Source organism: Pseudomonas sp. NPDC012596, assembly GCF_042902325.1.
Lineage (GTDB): Bacteria > Pseudomonadota > Gammaproteobacteria > Pseudomonadales > Pseudomonadaceae > Aquipseudomonas.
The window spans coordinates 269,945-286,700 of the sequence record NZ_JBIBEB010000005.1; the positions used below are offsets into that span (position 1 = coordinate 269,945).

At 64.2% G+C, this 16,756-nt stretch carries 14 protein-coding genes; 10 read left to right on the plus strand and 4 right to left on the minus strand.

Annotated elements, in window-relative coordinates; genetic code table 11:
• The first annotated feature begins 1 nt into the window (after position 1).
• The 9 genes from algG to ACFY68_RS09160 all read left to right on the plus strand — a co-directional run bounded on the left by algG (position 2) and on the right by ACFY68_RS09160 (position 10,682).
• Positions 2 to 1,561, plus strand: a complete 1,560-nt coding sequence (gene algG / locus ACFY68_RS09120; RefSeq protein WP_387525835.1) for a mannuronan 5-epimerase AlgG — start codon at positions 2 to 4, stop codon at positions 1,559 to 1,561.
• 13 nt (positions 1,562 to 1,574) lie between these two features.
• Complete coding sequence (locus tag ACFY68_RS09125; protein ID WP_387525838.1) at positions 1,575 to 3,017, plus strand: alginate O-acetyltransferase; 1,443 nt, start codon at positions 1,575 to 1,577, stop codon at positions 3,015 to 3,017.
• A gap of 8 nt (positions 3,018 to 3,025) precedes the next feature.
• Entirely contained in the window at positions 3,026 to 4,129 is a 1,104-nt protein-coding gene (locus tag ACFY68_RS09130) for a mannuronate-specific alginate lyase (RefSeq protein WP_387525841.1), read from the plus strand.
• A 191-nt stretch (positions 4,130 to 4,320) separates the two neighbouring features.
• Complete coding sequence (locus tag ACFY68_RS09135) at positions 4,321 to 5,778, plus strand: MBOAT family protein (protein WP_346615592.1); 1,458 nt, start codon at positions 4,321 to 4,323, stop codon at positions 5,776 to 5,778.
• Between the two features lie 11 nt (positions 5,779 to 5,789).
• Positions 5,790 to 6,947, plus strand: coding sequence for an alginate O-acetyltransferase (locus ACFY68_RS09140; RefSeq protein ID WP_387525844.1), 1,158 nt, complete (start codon positions 5,790 to 5,792; stop codon positions 6,945 to 6,947).
• Positions 6,948 to 6,968: 21 nt separating this feature from the next.
• Positions 6,969 to 7,616, plus strand: a complete 648-nt coding sequence (locus tag ACFY68_RS09145; RefSeq protein WP_346615594.1) for an alginate O-acetyltransferase AlgF — start codon at positions 6,969 to 6,971, stop codon at positions 7,614 to 7,616.
• A gap of 37 nt (positions 7,617 to 7,653) precedes the next feature.
• Positions 7,654 to 9,108, plus strand: a complete 1,455-nt coding sequence (locus ACFY68_RS09150) for a mannose-1-phosphate guanylyltransferase/mannose-6-phosphate isomerase (protein ID WP_346615595.1) — start codon at positions 7,654 to 7,656, stop codon at positions 9,106 to 9,108.
• A 153-nt stretch (positions 9,109 to 9,261) separates the two neighbouring features.
• Positions 9,262 to 9,726: a multidrug transporter gene (locus ACFY68_RS09155; protein WP_387525848.1), complete on the plus strand. Its 465-nt coding sequence runs from the start codon at positions 9,262 to 9,264 to the stop codon at positions 9,724 to 9,726.
• Positions 9,727 to 9,857: 131 nt separating this feature from the next.
• A complete protein-coding gene (locus ACFY68_RS09160) occupies positions 9,858 to 10,682 on the plus strand; it encodes an SDR family oxidoreductase (RefSeq protein WP_387525851.1) in 825 nt (274 codons plus the stop codon).
• Between the two features lie 130 nt (positions 10,683 to 10,812).
• On the opposite strand, the gene ACFY68_RS09165 is transcribed toward ACFY68_RS09160, so the two are convergent.
• The 4 genes from ACFY68_RS09165 to ACFY68_RS09180 form a co-directional block, all read right to left on the minus strand.
• A complete protein-coding gene (locus ACFY68_RS09165) occupies positions 10,813 to 12,264 on the minus strand; it encodes an efflux transporter outer membrane subunit (protein WP_387525854.1) in 1,452 nt (483 codons plus the stop codon).
• The gene (locus ACFY68_RS09170) at positions 12,261 to 13,322 is read right to left on the minus strand and encodes an HlyD family secretion protein (RefSeq protein WP_387525857.1); all 1,062 of its coding nucleotides are present in this window, start codon (positions 13,320 to 13,322) and stop codon (positions 12,261 to 12,263) included. Before ACFY68_RS09170 ends, ACFY68_RS09165 begins: the two co-directional genes overlap by 4 nt.
• A 27-nt stretch (positions 13,323 to 13,349) precedes the next feature.
• Positions 13,350 to 14,891: an MFS transporter gene (locus ACFY68_RS09175; protein ID WP_387525860.1), complete on the minus strand. Its 1,542-nt coding sequence runs from the start codon at positions 14,889 to 14,891 to the stop codon at positions 13,350 to 13,352.
• A gap of 114 nt (positions 14,892 to 15,005) precedes the next feature.
• Positions 15,006 to 15,911: a LysR family transcriptional regulator gene (locus ACFY68_RS09180; RefSeq protein ID WP_387525863.1), complete on the minus strand. Its 906-nt coding sequence runs from the start codon at positions 15,909 to 15,911 to the stop codon at positions 15,006 to 15,008.
• Positions 15,912 to 16,180: 269 nt separating this feature from the next.
• On the opposite strand from ACFY68_RS09180, the gene ACFY68_RS09185 reads away from it, so the two are divergent.
• Positions 16,181 to 16,627, plus strand: a complete 447-nt coding sequence (locus ACFY68_RS09185; RefSeq protein ID WP_387525866.1) for a universal stress protein — start codon at positions 16,181 to 16,183, stop codon at positions 16,625 to 16,627.
• Positions 16,628 to 16,756 lie beyond the last annotated feature (129 nt).

A 16,756-nucleotide genomic window follows, 5' to 3' on the forward strand; every position in this document is an offset into this window, starting at 1 on the left:
AATGAACCTTCACCCGCACATCCGTCACAGCCTCCTGGCCAGCGCACTGCTACTGGCCTCGGGCCTTGCCGTCGCCGCAGAACCTGCGGTTGTCGCCAAGGAACTGCAGCAGGCCAAGACCTACACCGTAGCCAGCGCGCCGATCGAGCCGCTGCACATGGACCCGCCCAAGCTGCCCGACCTCAGCGGCTACACCGCTGAGGCCGTGCAGAAGAAGATCGACCGCCGCCACAAGGGCAAGGTCAGCGTGCGCCGCATGCTGCAGGAAGAGTCGTTGAAGGAGTTCATCGGCGGTGACAACAAGGCCGCCGAGTGGGTGCAGCGCCAGCATGGCATTCCCCAGGCGATCTTCGTCGACGACGGCCATGTCGACCTGGTGGAACTGAGCAAGAAGGTGCCCAAGCAGTACCTCAGCGAAGTCGAGCCGGGCGTGTACCTGGCGCGCCTGCCGATCGTGGTCGGGCAGAAGGGCATCCTCGAGATCGATGGCAAGGTCAAGCAACTGCGCCTGTCGCAGGAAGGCGGCGCGTTCCTGGTCAACGACGGCAAGTTGTTCGTCACTGACACCCAGGTCACCGGCTGGCGCGAAAAGGACAAAGGGCCGGCGACCTTCCGCTCGCCCACGGAATTCCGCCCGTTCCTGCTGTCGTGGGGCGGCACCGAGACTTACATCGTCAATACCAAGATGGCCAGCTTCGGCTACGCCAAGTCCAAGTCTTACGGCGTGAGCATCTCGCAGTACACGCCGAACATGGCCAAGCGCATGGGCCGCCCGGAACCCACCGGCTGGATCATCGGCTCGGAATTCAGCGACATGTGGTACGGCTTCTACTGCTACGAGACGCAGGACTTCGTGGTCAAGGACAACACCTACCGCGACAACATCGTCTACGGCATCGACCCGCATGACCGTTCGCACCGCCTGATCATCGCCGGCAACACGGTGTACGGCACCAAGAAAAAGCACGGGATCATCGTCTCGCGTGAGGTCAACGACAGCTGGATCATCAACAACAAGAGCTACGACAACAAGCTCTCCGGCGTGGTGATCGACCGTAACAGCGTCAACAACCTGATCGCCTACAACGAGATCTACCGCAACCACACCGACGGCATCACCTTGTACGAAAGCGGCGACAACCTGATCTGGGGCAACAAGCTGATCAACAACCGCCGCCACGGCATCCGGGTGCGCAACAGCGTGAACATCCGCCTGTACGAAAACGTTGCCATGGCCAACGGCCTGGTGGGTGTGTACGGGCACATCAAGGACCTGTCGGATACCGACCGCGACATCGACCTCGACCCGTTCGACACCAAGGTCTCGCTGATCGTGGTCGGCGGCGAACTGGCGGCCAACGGCTCCGGGCCCCTGTCCATCGACTCGCCGCTGTCGGTCGAGCTGTACAACGTCTCCATGCTCGCCCCGCGCAAAGCCAACGGCATCAGCCTCAACGGCATCCTCGGCGAGCGCCAGGACGAAATCCTCGACCTGCTGGTGCGCCAGCAGAAGGCCGTGCTGATCGACCCGGTCGAACGCCAGACCGAAATGATCGATTAAGGAAGCCCAGACCATGACCCCACACCTGATCAAACTGCTGGGCCTGTCCGCCGCCCTTCTGGCCATCAGCCAAGGCGTGCGCGCCGACGAAGTGAAAGCCCCGACTTTTACCGCCGAGCCCTGCTGCCAGCTGTGCCCCGAGGCGCATGACGCCAGCCGCTACACCACACGTTACCAGCAGAACTTCACCACGCTGGTGCAGGCCCAGGGCGACTGGCTGTTCCGTACCCGCGAAGACCTGCGCACCGAGTTCAACACCACGCCGGCCGGCTACAAACGCCTGCAGCAAGTGCACGACGCGTTCAAGAAGCGCGGCGTGGAACTGGTCGTGGTCTACCAGCCAACCCGTGGCCTGGTGAACCGCAACATGCTCAAGCCGGCTGAAAAAGCCGCGTTCGATTACCAGAAGGCACTGGGCAATTACCAGGCCATGCTCAAGCGCTTCGCCAGCATGGGCTACAACGTGCCCGACCTGTCGCCGCTGACCAACGAGCAGTTGGCCGCCGCCGACCAGGGCAAGGACTTCTACTTCCGTGGCGACCAGCACTGGACGCCATACGGTGCCGAACGTGCCGCCAAGATCGTGGCCGATACCGTGCACAAGATGCCGGCCTTCGAGGGCATCCCGCGCAAGGAATTCGAAACCCAGAAGTCCGGGCGCATGGGCAAGACCGGCACCCTGCACAACGTTGCCGGGCAGCTGTGCGGCACCAGCTACGCGGTGCAGTACATGGACCAGTTCGCCACCGAGCCGAAAGGCTCGAGCGGCGGTGGCGACGACCTGTTCGGTGACGGCGGCAACGCGCAGATCACCTTGGTCGGCACCAGCCACAGCGGCAAGAACTACAACTTCTCGGGTTTCCTGGAGCAATACATCGGTGCCGACGTGCTCAACGTCGCCTTCCCCGGTGGCGGCCTGGAAGGCTCGATGATCCAGTACCTGGGCAGCGAAGAGTTCCAGAACAACCCGCCGAAGATCCTCATCTGGGAATTCTCGCCGCTGTATCGCCTGGACCAGGAAACCATCTGGCGGCAGATCCTTGGCCTGCTGGACGATGGCTGTGACGCGCGCCCGGCACTGATGAGCGCCAGCAGCACCCTCAAGCCTGGCAAAAACGAGCTGATGGTCAACGGCAAGGGCGGCGTGATCAAAGACCTGATCAACCGCAACCTGCAGATGGACATCAAGTTCGAAGACCCGTCGGTGAAGGTGCTGCAGGCGACCCTCTGGTACCTCAACGGCCGCCACGAGGACATCAAGCTGGAGAAGCCGGAAACCTCCGACACCGACGGCCGCTTTGTCTTCCAGATGCGTGAAGACGAGGACTGGGCGAGCCAGAACCTGCTGGCGCTGGAAGTCCAGGGGCCGGAAAAAGGCACCCAGAAAGTCGAAGCCAAGCTCTGCAAACGCAACAACTTCGCCGTGCCCGCGCACACCGCGCAAGCCGGCCAGTGAGGCGACCCATGACCATGCTCAAGCGAACCTTCAGCCCCGCCCTGCTCACGCTGGCCCTGTTTGGCGGTGCCGCGCATGCTGCGCTGGTACCACCCCAGGGTTACTACGAGGGGATCGAAAAGCTCAAGACCAGCGACGGCAACTTCCGTTGCGAAGCGCCGCCCAAGCCGTATACCGGCGCGCTGCAGTTCCGCAGCAAGTACGAAGGCTCGGACAAGGCCCGGGCCACCCTGAACCTGGACTCGGAACAGGCCTTCCGCGACTCCACCAAGGACATCACCACCCTTGAGCGCGGCGTCGCCAAGATGGTCAACCAGTACATGCGTGACGGCCGCCCGGCGCAGCTCGACTGCACCCTGACCTGGCTGGGCACCTGGGCACGCGCCGATGCGCTGATGTCGACCAACTACAACCACACCGGCAAGTCCATGCGCAAATGGGCGCTGGGCAGCATGAGTGGTTCGTGGTTGCGCCTGAAGTTCTCCAACTCGCAGCCGCTGGCCGCGCACCAGGCCGAGGCCGAGCTGGTCGAGAAATGGTTCGCCCGCCTCGCCGAGCAAACCGTGCGCGACTGGAGCAACCTGCCGCTGGCCAAGATCAACAACCACAGCTATTGGGCGGCCTGGTCGGTGATGGCCACCGCCGTGGCCACCGACCGCCGCGACCTGTTCGACTGGGCGGTGAAGGAATACAAAGTCGGCGCCAACCAGATCGACGACCAAGGCTTCCTGCCCAACGAAATCAAGCGCAAGCAACGCGCCCTGGCCTACCACAACTACGCCCTGCCGCCGCTGGCGATGATCGCAAGCTTTGCCAAGGCCAATGACGTAGACCTGCGCAGCGAAAACAACTTCGCCTTGCAGCGCCTGGGCGAAGGCGTGCTGTACGGCGCCCGCGACCCACGCTACTTCGCTGAACGCGCCGGTGAAAAACAGGACATGAAAGACCTCAAGGTCGACAGCAAGTACGCCTGGCTCGAGCCCTGGTGCGCGCTGTACCAGTGCGTCGGCGACACGCTGCAGCGCAAGCAAGGGATGCAGCCGTTCGACAGCTTCAGGCTGGGCGGCAACCTGACCCGGGTCTACGACCCGAGCGCGGCTTCGAAGAAATAACGCAAAACCCTGTGGGAGCCGGCTTGCCGGCGATGGGCCGCGAAGCGGCCCCTGACTACCGCTGGGCAAGGCTGTCGCCTTGCATCGCCGGCAAGCCAGCTCCTACAGGGATCTAGGTAGCCCGCCACATTTGCGTGGGGGGTTTGGGGGGCGCTTTGCCCTGGATGCTGTGAACCATTAGGAGAACCGGGATGGTCTTCTCGTCCAACGTGTTCCTGTTCCTGTTCTTGCCGATATTTCTCGGCCTGTACTACCTGAGCGGGCAACGCTATCGCAACCTGCTGCTGCTGGTCGCCAGCTACATCTTCTACGCCTGGTGGCGGGTGGACTTCCTCGCCCTGTTCGCCGGCGTGACCCTGTGGAACTACTGGATCGGCCTCAAAGTTGGCGCCGCCGGGGTGCGCACCAAGCCCGCCCAACGCTGGCTGCTGCTCGGCGTGGGCGTGGACCTGGCGATCCTCGGCTACTTCAAGTACGCCAACTTCGGCATCGACAGCCTCAACGCGATCATCACCTCGTTCGGGCTTGAGCCGTTCATCCTCACCCACGTGCTGCTGCCGATCGGTATCTCGTTCTACATCTTCGAGTCGATCAGCTACATCATCGACGTGTACCGCGGCGATACCCCGGCCACCCGCAATCTGATCGACTTCGCGGCGTTCGTGGCGATCTTCCCGCACCTGATCGCCGGCCCCGTGCTGCGCTTCAAAGACCTGGTCGACCAGTTCAACAACCGCACCCACACCCTGGACAAGTTCTCCGAAGGCTGCACCCGCTTCATGCAGGGCTTCATCAAGAAGGTGTTCATCGCCGACACCCTGGCGGTGGTCGCCGACCATTGCTTCGCCCTGCAGAACCCGACCACCGGTGACGCCTGGCTCGGCGCCCTGGCCTACACCGCGCAGCTGTACTTCGACTTCTCCGGCTACAGCGACATGGCCATCGGCCTGGGCCTGATGATGGGCTTCCGCTTCATGGAGAACTTCAAGCAGCCATACATCAGCCAGTCGATCACCGAGTTCTGGCGGCGCTGGCACATCAGCCTTTCGACCTGGTTGCGCGACTACCTGTACATCACCCTGGGCGGTAACCGCAAAGGCACCTTCAACACCTACCGCAACCTGTTCCTGACCATGCTGCTGGGCGGGTTGTGGCACGGCGCCAACTTCACCTACATCATCTGGGGCGCCTGGCACGGCATGTGGCTGGCCATCGAGCGTGCGCTGGGCCTGGACACCAACCCGCAGCGCTTCAACCCGGTCAAATGGGCCTTCACCTTCCTGCTCGTAGTCGTCGGCTGGGTGATCTTCCGCGCCGAGAACCTGCACGTGGCCGGGCGTATGTACGGCGCCATGTTCAGCTTCGGCGAATGGCAGCTGTCGGAACTCAACCGCGCCCAGCTCACCGGCCTGCAGGTGGCCACCCTGGTGATCGCCTACATCACCCTGGCGTTCTTCGGCCTGCGCGACTTCTACCGCAATGCCAAGCCGACGCCCAAGGCGACCCCGGTGCAGATCAACGCCGACGGCTCGATTGGCCTGGACTGGACCCGGGTAATGACCCGCGCCCTGATCCTGCTGCTGTTCGTGGCCTCGATCCTCAAGCTTTCGGCGCAGAGCTACTCGCCGTTCCTTTACTTCCAGTTCTGAGGTTGATGACCATGACCCGGACATTACGTATCACCTATTCCCTGTCGTTCCTCGGGCTGCTGGTGGGCATGGGCGCCTGGTCCACAGGTGGCCTGCAAAGCTTCCAGCGCACCGAGCAGATGACCGTGCTCAACGGCAAGCTGGCCAAGGCCGCCGAGACGCACTACGACGCTGAATTCCCGATCAAGCGCCTGGGCACCAACCTCTGGGCCGCGCTGGACTTCAAGCTGTTCAACGAAGGCCGCCCAGGCGTTGTGCTGGGCCGCGAGCAGTGGCTGTTCAGCGATGAGGAATTCAAGCCCACCGCCGGTGCCGACCAGCTGATGCAGGAAAACCTGGCGCTGATCCGTGGCGTGCGCGACACCCTGCAGCAGCACGGCAGCCAGCTGGTGCTGGCGATCGTGCCGGCCAAGGCGCGGGTCTACTCGGAGTACGTTGGCAAAGAGCTGCCGGCCAGCCTGCATGACGACCTGTACAACCAGTTCCATGCCCAGGCCCGTCAGGCCAACGTGTTCGCCCCCGACCTGATGGCACCGATGGAGCAGGCCAAGGCCCGTGGCCAGGTGTTCCTGCGCACCGACACCCACTGGACGCCGATGGGCGCCGAAGTCGCCGCACAGGCGTTGGCCGAGGCAGTCAGCCGCCAGAGCCTGCTCAATGGCGACCCTCAGGCCTTCGTCACCGAGGCCGGCGACACCGCGCCGTACAAGGGCGACCTGACCAACTTCCTGCCGCTCGACCCGCTGTTCAGCAACCTGCTGCCGACGCCGGACAACCTGCAGCAACGCACCACGCGCCCCGCCGAAACCGAAGGCGAGGCAGGCGATGCGCTGTTTGCCGACAGCCAGATCCCGGTCGCACTGGTGGGCACCAGCTACAGCGCCAACCCGCACTGGAACTTCCTCGGCGCGCTGCAGCAGGCCCTGCACAGCGACGTCGCCAACTACGCCGAAGACGGCCATGGCCCGCTGCTGCCCATGCTCAAGTACCTGCAAAGCGATGCTTTCAAAAATGCCGCACCACAGGTGGTGGTGTGGGAATTCCCCGAACGTTATCTGCCAATGAAAAACGACCTCAGCAGCTTCGATCCGCAGTGGATCGCGCAGCTGAAGAACTCCCGTAAATCCGAAGAAAACCTGGCCTTGTCGTCCACCCGGACGAACCACTGAACGATAGAGAGGAACACGCACATGACTACCAAAACTTCCATTGCCAAAGCCCTCACCCTCGCGGCCGGCCTTTCCCTTGCTTCGATGCAGGCCTTCGCCGGCGCCGATGCCGCGCTGTATGGCCCAACCGCGCCGAAAGGCTCGACCTTCGTGCGCCTGTACAACGCCGCCAGCGCACCGGCCGCCGCCTCGGTCGGCAACACCCAGATCAAGCAGGTCGGCGCCCAGGCCAGCAGCGACTTCAGCTTCCTGCCAGGCGGTGACTACACCGCTCAGGTGGGTGGCAAGAGCGTGCCGGTGAAGCTGGCCTCGGACAAGTACTACACCCTGGTCAACAGCGCCAGCGGCAACCCACAACTGATCGAAGAGCCACCGTTCAAGAACAAACAGAAAGCCCTGGTGCGCGTGCAGAACCTCAGCGACCAGTCGCTGACCCTGAAGACCGCCGACGGCAAGACCGAAGTGGTCACCCCGGTAGCCGCCAAAGGCCGTGGCGAGCGTGAGATCAACCCGGTCAAGGTCAACCTGGCCCTGTTTGCTGGCGACAAGAAAGTCAGCGACGTCAAACCCGTCGCTCTGGAGCGCGGCGAAGCTGCCGTGCTGTACGTCACCGGTTCCGGCAGCAGCCTGTCGCCGGTCTGGGTTACCCGCCCAGTGTCCACCAACTGATCCCCTGCCTCGTTAACGACCTTATTGGAGAAACAACATGATCCCGGTAATTCTTTCTGGTGGTAGCGGTTCCCGTCTGTGGCCTCTGTCGCGCAAGCAGTTCCCCAAGCAGTTCCTGGCGCTGACCGGTGAACACACGCTGTTCCAGCAGACCATCGAGCGCCTGGTGTTCGAAGGCATGGACGCCCCCATCGTGGTCTGCAACAAGGACCACAAGTTCATCGTCCAGGAGCAGCTGGCCGCGCTGAAGCTCGAAACCCAGGGCATCCTGATGGAGCCCTTCGGCCGCAACACCGCACCTGCCGTGGCGCTGACAGCCATGAAGCTGGTCAACGAAGGCCGCGATGACTTGATGCTGGTGCTGCCGGCCGACCACGTGATCGACGACCAGAAAGCCCTGCAGCGCGCCCTGGCCCTGGCCACCGTGGCCGCAGAACGTGGCGAGATGGTGCTGTTCGGCGTGCCGGCGACCAAGCCTGAAACCGGCTATGGCTACATCCGCTCCAGCCAGGACGCCCTGCTGCCCGAAGGCGTTGCGCGGGTCGCGCAGTTCGTCGAGAAGCCCGATGAGAAACGCGCTGCCGAGTTCGTCGCCGCCGGTGGCTACTTCTGGAACAGCGGCATGTTCCTGTTCCGCGCCAGCCGCTTCCTCGAAGAGCTGAAAAAACACGACGCCGACATCTACGACACCTGCGTGCTGGCCCTGGAGCGCAGTGACGAAGACGGCGATGTGCTGAGCATCGACGAAGCCACCTTCGCCTGCTGCCCGGACAACTCCATCGACTACGCGGTGATGGAAAAGACCCAGCGCGCCTGCGTGGTGCCGATGTCGGCTGGCTGGAGCGACGTGGGTTGCTGGTCGTCGCTGTGGGAAGTACACGAGAAGGACGCCCAGGGCAACGTCACCAAGGGTGATGTGGTGGTGCAGGACAGCCGCAACTGCATGATCCATGGCAACGGCAAGCTGGTGTCGGTGATCGGCCTGGAGAACATCGTCGTGGTCGAGACCAAGGACGCGATGATGATTGCCCACAAGGACAAGGTCCAGGGCGTCAAGCAGATGGTCAAGACCCTCGACGAGCAAGGCCGCAGCGAAACCCAGAACCACCTGGAAGTGTATCGCCCGTGGGGCTCGTACGACTCGGTGGACATGGGCGGCCGCTTCCAGGTCAAGCACATCACCGTCAAGCCGGGCGCCAGCCTGTCGCTGCAGATGCACCACCACCGCGCCGAGCACTGGATCGTAGTGTCCGGCACGGCCGAGGTGACCTGCGACGAGAATGTGTTCCTGCTTACCGAGAACCAGTCGACCTACATCCCGATCGCCTCGGTACACCGCCTGCGCAACCCGGGCAAGATCCCACTGGAAATCATCGAAGTGCAGTCCGGCAGCTACCTGGGCGAAGACGATATCGAGCGCTTCGAGGACGTGTATGGGCGTACCTCCATGCCGGCGGAGCGTGGCGTGTCGGTGAAGACTATCGCGCAGTAAGGCTCGAACCGTAAGCTACAAGCGGCAAGTAAAAGCGGGCTGGCGGTGTACCTACTCTTGTGGGTGCAGCGCCGGTCCGCTTTTTTCTTGTGCCTTGCAGCTTGAAGCTTGCCGCTCCAAGATGTTCGCAGACTCGAAAGGGATTCGGACAACATGATCATCGGCGCCTTCCTCATCCTCACCTGGCTGGTACTGCTTCTGCGGTACCCGGCCAAGGCCCTGCCGATTTCGTTGGCCGCTGTCTGCGGCCTGGGGTTGGTAGCACTGTTCGTGGCCTGGCAAGACAACCGCGAAGCCACGCAACTGGCACGCCTGGACTTGCGCCTGAGCTACGCCCCCGAACAATGCCCGGCCGACCGTACCCTGCAAGTGCACATGAAGAACGGCAACAAGGTCCCGCTGACCGAGCTGCGCTGGCGGGTGGGTGCTTATGCGCCGGGCGATAGTGTCAACCTTGCCGAAAACACCTACAGTGCACCGCGCTATCGTGGGCCAGGTGATCTTCAGCCGGGGGCCGAGTGGAAGGATTGCCTGCCGCTGCCGCCGCTGCGCTCGGGCTACCGGCCGCAGACACTGGAGTTTCGTGCCGAGCATCTGCAAGGTACATTTGCCAACTAATCTACCGCCTGTACCGGCCTCTCGCGGGCAAGCCCGCTCCTACAAGGTCCCCGCTGTACCTGTAGGAGCGGGCTTGCCCGCGATGAGGCCAGTACAGTCAACACCAGCCTCCCCTGATAACAGGCGTAACCATGCCCACCGTCCTCATCACCGGTTGTTCCAGCGGCATCGGCCGCGCCCTGGCCGACGCTTTCCGCGACGCGGGCCACGAAGTCTGGGCCACTGCCCGCAAAGCTGATGATGTCGAGCACCTGGCCGCCGCGGGCTTCATTGCCCGGCAACTGGACGTCAATGACGGCGAAGCCCTCACCCGCCTGGCCGAGGAGCTGCAAGCCCACCACGGGCGCCTCGACATACTGGTCAACAATGCCGGCTACGGCGCCATGGGCCCGCTGCTCGACGGCGGCGTGGATGCCATGCGCCAACAGTTCGAAACCAATGTTTTCGCGGTGGTCGGCGTAACCCGCGCGCTGTTCCCGCTGCTGCGTCGCGCGCGTGGGCTGGTGGTGAACATCGGCAGCGTATCCGGGGTGCTGGTAACGCCGTTCGCCGGTGCCTACTGCGCCTCCAAGGCCGCCGTCAACGCACTGAGCGATGCCCTGCGCCTGGAACTTGCGCCCTTCGGCATTCAGGTGATGGAAGTGCAACCCGGGGCCATTGCCTCGCAATTCGCCAGCAATGCCCAGCGCCAGGCTGAACAGGTGCTGGCGGCGGATTCACCGTGGTGGCCGCTGCGCGATTACGTGCAGGCACGCGCCCGGGCGTCGCAGGACCGGCCAACGCCGGCTGCGGTGTTTGCCCAAGGCGTGCTGGCGGCAGTCGGCAAGTCGCCGGTACCGGGGGTGGTGCGGTTGGGGAATGGCAGTACGGCGTTGCCGCTGATGGCGCGGCTACTGCCTCGGCGGTTGCTGGATTGGGCACTGCGCAAGCGCTTCGGCCTGCTGCGCCCGCTCTGAACATTCGGCTGCCTGTACCGGCACTATCGCCGGCAAGCCAGCTCCCACAGGTATAGCGCTGTGCCTAAGGTCTGCACTGCACCTGTGGGAGCTGGCTTGCCGGCGATGGGCCGCAAAGCGGCCCCTGCCTTTAGGCTTTCTTCGCAGGCTGCTCGTCAAACGCCTGCCAGCCGCCCCCCAAGGCCTTGTACAGCCCCACCAAAGCCTGGGAAACCGCCGCCGAGCTATCGATCCACTGTTCTTCGCTGGCCAGTAACGCACCCTGTACCGTCAGCACATTGAGAAAGTCCACCGCGCCTTCCACGTACTGGCGCTGCGCAGTCTCCAGGGCAATGCGGTTCTGCCGCACTGCCTCGGCCAGATGATCGCGGCGCAGCTGGCTGGCGTTGTACAGGCGCAGCACATCGTCGATCTCGTGCCAGGCGCCGAGCACCACCTTGCGGTAGTTGAGCGCAGCTTCCTGCTGCTGTGCTTCACGCAGCTCCAGCGTACCCTTGAGCCGGCCACCCTCGAAAATCGGCAACGACAACTGCGGGCCGAAGGCGAAGCGACGCGCGTCCCAACCCCCGAAGTCGGACAGTTGCATAGCCTGGAAACCGACACTGCCGGACAGGCGAATGCTCGGGTAGAAGTCTGCCTTGGCCACGCCGATGCTGGCCGTGGCAGCATGCAGGCGCGCCTCGGCCTGGCGGATATCCGGGCGGCGCTCCGCCAGTTCGGACGGCAGGCCGATCGCGAACTGCTGCTGCGGCGCAGGCAATTCACCGCCCTCCAGCAATTGCGCCTGCAGGCTGCGGGGCGGTTCGGCCGCCAACAGGCTGAGCGCGTTGATCAGGTCATCGCGCCGCGCTTCCAGGCTCGGCAGGCGGGCTTCGATCGAGGCGACCTGAGCGCTGGCCTGGGCCACGTCAAGGCGGGTAGCGACACCTTCAGCTTGGCGGTCCTGGGACAGCTTCAGGCTGTGCTGGGCCACCTTGAGGTTGTCGCGGGTGACATCCAGCGTGTGCTGCACGGCGCGCAACTGGATGTAGTTGCCAGCCGTTTCCGACAACAGTGCCAGCAGCACGCCGCGCCGATCGTTCTCGGCGACTTCCACCGAGGCATCCGCTGCTTCTACCTGGCGCCGCACACGGCCCCAGAGGTCCAGCTCCCAACCTGCGACCAAGTCGCCTTGCCACAGGTTGAACGCCGACTTGCCGGCATGGCCCGAGGGGTCGCTCAGGCCTTCGGCGCTGTTGCGCGCGCGGCTGTAGCCGGCGTTCACATCCACCGAAGGTGATTCGTCAGCCGCCACCGTGCTGCGCAGTGCGCGGCTTTGCAGCAGGCGTGCGCTGGCAATCTGCAAATCGAGGTTGCGCTCGGCAACCTGCTGGATCAGCGCACTCAGGCGGGCATCGTGAAACGTCTCCCACCAGCGCAGCTCCAGCGGTTCGGCCTGCGGCTGGCTTGCCGCCGCCTGGCCTTGCAAAGGCGCCCATTGCTGTGGCGCCTGGCTGTCGGGGCGCTGGAAATCCGGCCCCAGGGTGCAGCCAGCCATCAACAAGGCCAGCAGCAAGGGGCTCAAGCGTAATGCGGGTTTCATCGTGCACTCACCTCTTTGCCGGCGAGCTTGTCGCCGTGGGTGTCGATGGTCGCTTCGACCGACATGCCCACACGCAAGCGTGCGAGCAGCGGCTGGCCGTCATCGAAGACGATCTTGACCGGAATGCGCTGCACCACCTTGGTGAAGTTGCCGGTGGCGTTGTCGGGTTTGACGGCAGCGAAGGTCACGCCGGTGGCCGGGGCGATGCTTTCGACATGCCCTTTCAGCGTTTCGCCAGAGAAAGTATCGACGCTGATGCTGACCGGCTGACCGGGCTGCACATGGGTCAGTTGGGTCTCCTGGAAGTTACCGACCACATAGGCGTGCTGCAACGGCACCACCGACAACAGGCGCGCCCCCGGGTTGACGAAAGCACCCACACGCAGCGCACGCTCACCGACCATGCCGTCCACCGGTGCGGTGATGCGGGTGTAGGACAGGTCGAGCTGGGCTTTTTCAACACCCGCTTCAGCGCGTTTCAACTGGCCGTCAGCACTGGCCACCTGGGCGCTGAGGATATCCACTTGTTTGCGCGTGGCCACCAGCGCCGCCTGGGTGTTGGCCAGGCGTGCGCGGGCCTGGTCGACCCGGCTGCGCGCTTGCTGGGCGTTCTGCACGGTGCCTGCACCCTGCTCGGCGAGGCGGCCGTAGCGGTTGACCTCATGGTCGGCGAACGACGCTTCAGCCTGGGCCGCCTTCACCGCCGCCTCGGCCTGGGCAATCAGCGCCGCCTGGCGCTCCAGGGTGGCGCGGGCATCGGCGCTCTGGGCCTTGGCCACCAGCAGCTGGGCCTGGGCAGCATCAAGCGCGGCCTGGTAGTCACGGGCATCGATGGTCGCCAGCAACTGGCCGGCCTGCACCTGCTGGTTGTCTTCGACCAGCACTTCCTTGATGAAGCCGGCGACCTTGGGCGCGACCACGGTGTAGTCGGCGATCACATAGGCGTCGTTGGTGCGCTGGCGGTGATCACTGCCGAACAGCCAGGGGCCGACGACGCCGGCCAGCACAGCCACGGCGAGCACCGAGCCGATCAAAAGGGTTTTGCGGTTGTTGGTCATGTTCAGTGTCTCGAATTCATCCAGGGTTCAGGCCACCGCGCGCGGCGGATAGACCCGGGTAGGCACGAAAGGAATCAGGCAGATCAGCGCCACGGCGATGCACGCCATGACCAGGTACAGGTCGGCCGAGGTCAGCACCAGCGCCTGGTCATGCATGCGCTTGGCCAGGCCCGCCGTGTTGTCGTCGATCAGCGGGGCATTGCCCAGGCTGTCCACCAGGTGGTTGGAATGGAAGTGCCGGCGCAGCGTGCCTAGGGCGTCCAGCAGCCCACCAGCGATCACAGCGGCCAGGCCTTTGACGGTGTTGAACCAGCTGGAGGCGAACGGCCCTTCCTGCGGCGTCATGCCGTTGGTGGACAGCATCAGCAGCGGCAGCACCGCCATCGGCTGGCCGAACACCTGCAACAGGTAGAACGGGTAAAAGTCGCCGCGGATCCATTCAGAAGTGAGCAGGCTGCTGCCGACGCACGACACCGCCAGCATCGCCAGGCCCGTGGCCAGCACCCAGCGGCAGTCCACCGCGCGGATGTTGCACAGCGCCGCCGTGAGCGGCAGGGCAATGAGTTGCGGCATGGCCACCAGCATCATCAGCGGGCTGGTTTGCGCCGGGCGATAGCCTTGGATTTGCGCAAGGTACGCCGAAGGAATGCTGCTCACCCCGGACAACACGATCAGTACACCGGCCAAGGTCACCAGGGCAAAGCTCAGGTTGCGCCGCGACAGCATGCGCAGCTGGAAGAACGGCAGCGGCTCGGACCATTCGTTGTACATGAACAGCACCAGCAGCATCAGGCCCCCGCCGAGCAGCCAGCAGATCAGTGGCGAGTCGAACCAGCCCCAGCGGTCACCCAACGACAGGCCCAGCACGATACAACTGATCGCTGGCAGGCCGAGCACTACACCTCGCCAGTCGAACTGCTTGAAGCGCTCCAGGCGCAGCGGGTCCTGCGGCAGGCCCCAGCCGACACAGAACAAGGCCAGCGCCGAGGGCAGGATGATCTGCCAGAACGCCCATTGCCAGCCGACGTATTCGGTCCACAGCCCCGCCAGTGGCGTGCCGAGGTTGGGGCCGAAAGTGGCAGTCAGGGCGTAGCAGGCCAGGCCATACACCTTGATCCCCGGCGGCAAAAAGCGCAGGGCCACGCTCATCAGCATCGGCGGCAAGGCCCCCGAGGCAAAGCCCTGCAGCACTCGCAGCAGCATCAGGCTGTGCAGGTCAGGGGCGAACGGTTGCAACAGGCCGAGTACGGCGAACAGGGCGATGGCGCTCATGGTGAAGCGCCGCAGCGAGAAGGTGGTGGCCAGCCAAGGCGCAAAGGCCATGGCCGAGACCGAGGCGGCGCTGTACACCGCCAGCAACCAGGCGCCTTCGTCGGCACCGATGCCCATGGCACCGCGGATATCGGCGAGGGAAATCTTGGTGACCGACTCATTGAGGCCTGCACAGAGTACGGCCAGCAACACACCGAATAGCCCGACCACTACCTGCAGGCCAAACGCCGTCTGCGCAGGCGCGGCCGGCGCGGGGGCGGCGGCCAGCGCAGCAGGGGGCGCGGTCAGGGAACTCATGGCAATACATCTCCAGCAACAATTCAGGGCTGGGGCAATTTTAAGAAGGTCGAATGCTGACGAAAACTGACTTGTTGGTAGTTTTATATTGCGCCAGACGCAATCCTGGCGGAATCACGGGTCAATCCGGCCACAGGCTTTCAACGTCTGGCGCAACCAGCGGTGCGCGGGGTCGTTGTCGAAGCGCGGGTGCCAGGCCTGCATCACATTGACCTTCTCCAATGGCACCGGGATCTCGAACGAGCGCAATGGCAACTTCAACCGCTGCACACTGTTGAGGATATTGGCGGGTATCGGCAGGATCAGGTCCGAATCCGGCAGCGAGAACATCGCCGAGTGGAAGCTGGTGGTGATCAGGGCCACGCGCCGTTCCACCTTGTGGTTGGCCAACGCCACATCGATCGGCCCATTGGCACGGCCGCGTCGTGACACGCTGATCTGCGGGTAGGCAGCAAAACGCTCAGGGGTGATCGGGGCGTCGAAGATCGGGTGCCCCGCACGCGCCAGGCCCACGAAGTAGGTATTGAACAGGCTCTGCACTTTGATTTCCGGGCCCAATTCGATGGCCGAGCTGATGATCAGGTCGATGTGCCCGTTGCGCAGCACAGCATCATCGTCGCCACTGCCCTCCGGGACGAAGCGCAACACCGTGCGCGGCGCCTGGGCGAGCATCATGCGCAGCAACTGGGCGCCGTAGAGGGCAATGAACAGATCATTGGTGCGGATGTTGAAGGCACGGTCCAGGTTGACCAGGTCGACCTCGTCACGGCTGCGGAACACCTGCCCAGCCTGTTCTACCAGCCCATGCACCTGCTCGCGCAGGGCCAACGCCCGCGGCGTCGGCACCAGGCCACGGCCGGCGCGCACCAGGATCGGGTCGCCCAAGGCATCGCGGATACGCCCCAAGGTCCGGCTCATGGCCGCCGGGCTCAAGTTCATGCGTTGTGCCGCGCCCACCACGCTACCCTCGTCGAGCAAGGCATCGAGGGCGACAAGCAGGTTCATGTCCGGGAGTTGCATGGCCGATTTCCATGGCGGTTGTGGGAATGGCGATATTAACAGGTCGGATGATTGCGCCAGACGCAATGCCGTCGTGCGTGGTGGGGCATTTATCTCACTACTTCAATAGGCCATAAGGGATGCAGTGGCTGTACCGGCCCTATCGCCGGCAAGCCGGCTCCCACAGGTACGCCACCAGCCCTGAGATCGGTGCATTACCTGTAGGAGCGGGCTTGCCCGCGAAGGGCCAGTGCAGCCAACCCATCAGTCAGCTTCAGCAAGGATTCCGCATGCCAAGCCCCGTCCTCATCGCCATCGACGCCTCCCACGCCTGCGCTGCCCTGCTCGCGCTCGCCCGCCGCTACTGCCGCCCCGGCGAGCACGAGCTGCATGTGCTGCTGGCCATCGACTCCACCTTCGCCGTGCACGACAAGCCTGCGCCGTACACCGAAGAGGAACTGGAGGAATACCCCGCTGCCTGTGAGGAGCAACGGTTGGGCGACAGCGCGGTGGCCGAGGCTGTTGCATTGCTACAGCAGGCCGGGTTCGCCAGCCAGGGCTGCATGGTTGCCGGGCAGCCAGTCGATGCCATCGTCGCGAAGGCGCAGACGTTGCAATGCGAGCTGATCATCATGGGCCACCGGCACCTGTCGCGGTTGGGGCGGTTGCTGGACCCGTCGATCAGCGCAAAGGTGATTGATCGGGTGGAGGTGCCGGTGTTGGTGGGGGTGGCTTAGAGGGGCTTTTTGAACGGGTTGGGGCGGGTGGGTGCATGTCTTGAGGGGTGTGGCGCCCATGAGATCGAGCGCCGCCCGCGCGGCGCATCGCGAAGCGCTTGCCTTGGGATCTTCAGCGCCCTTGAGACT